Source organism: Pseudomonas viridiflava (assembly GCF_003702045.1).
Classification (GTDB): Bacteria; Pseudomonadota; Gammaproteobacteria; order Pseudomonadales; family Pseudomonadaceae; genus Aquipseudomonas; species Aquipseudomonas viridiflava_C.
Window position 1 is genome coordinate 1 of the sequence record NZ_RBTP01000075.1, and the last position, 1,191, is coordinate 1,191.

The following is a 1,191-nucleotide window of genomic DNA, read 5'->3' on the forward strand; positions in this document are numbered from 1 at the left end:
GCACGCGGCACATGCACGCTGCCCCAGTCGGGTCCGCTGCTGGGTTGCATCATGCGCAGCCAGCAGGAGCCCAGCTCGCCGTCCTGGGACAGCCGGTCCCAGTGAAAGCGTACGCACAGGCGGTTGAGGCTGTCGGTGAAAACTTCCTGGCCCCCGGGAGTGACCACCACGGCGGTCTGCGGACCGGGGTGAGCGGGTTTGGCATGCTCGGCGGGACTGCGAAACGGCACGCTGCGCAACTGGCCTTCGAAACGGTTGAGAAAGAAGCCGTGGCCGTTGACGCCCAGCGTGTCGGCCACATTGCCCAGTACAGATGGCTCAGGGCGCACTGCCTTGAAGAGCGGTGCCAGACTGCCCGGCGCTTCGCGTCGCTCGCGGGCCATCGGCAGGTTGCTCTCGGCAAAGAACTGCACCTCGATCAGCAGGAACTGACGTTCTTCGGCAGCCTTGCGGGCATAGAGCGGATGGTCGGTCAGTTCGAACCAGCGTCCGGCCTGCATCTGGCGCACGCCGCCCTGGCCCTGCACCCGACGGGCCTGGGACTCGCGCTGCTCGATCTGCACCCGGCTGAGCCAGTCGCCGCGGTCCTGCTTCTGCCAGCCGTACTGGCCCTGATACTCATAACGCTCCAGCGCTTGCGGCGCAGAAGCGGCCTGCAGGGCGGGCATCACGGTTTCGCGGGGCTGATTGTGGGCCAGGTAATCGACACTGCGCCAGTGCAGCTTGCCGCTGAGCAACTGCGAACCGCTGCTCCACTGGGTGATGCCGTCCTGCTTTTCAGTGGCGCTCTGGGTATGGAAGCGCACGCTTTGCGGTGCCAGGGCCGGCAGGGTATCGACGGTGTCGGTAAAGACGATGCAATGCTTGTCGGCCGTGTGCTCGACGTACCAGAAAATACCTTCGAGCTCGCACCAGCGCTGCACGAAGTGGGCATCGCTCTCGTTGAACTGGGTAACGTAGGAGAGCGGGGCGTACTCGCGGCGCAGGTCCAGACGGAAGTTGCCCTTGGCCTGTTCGTACAGGGCAAAGACCGCTTCGAGAATGGCGGGCAGGGCCTTGTCCTGCCAGATGCGGCAATCGGTGCGGTATTCGAGAAGGCTGAACCAGGGGGCGAAGACCAGCTGCCAGTCATGCAGGCCGCCGTCGCTGCCCAGGTAGCGCACGCTCTCGACCAGACCGTGGCGCTGGGCG

The 1,191-nt window shown here is 65.5% G+C and carries 1 protein-coding gene; it reads right to left on the reverse strand.

What is annotated here, in order from left to right:
* Positions 1 to 1,191, reverse strand: a 1,191-nt coding sequence (locus ALP40_RS22945; protein ID WP_122210440.1) for a type VI secretion system Vgr family protein, incomplete at both ends; no start/stop codon positions are given.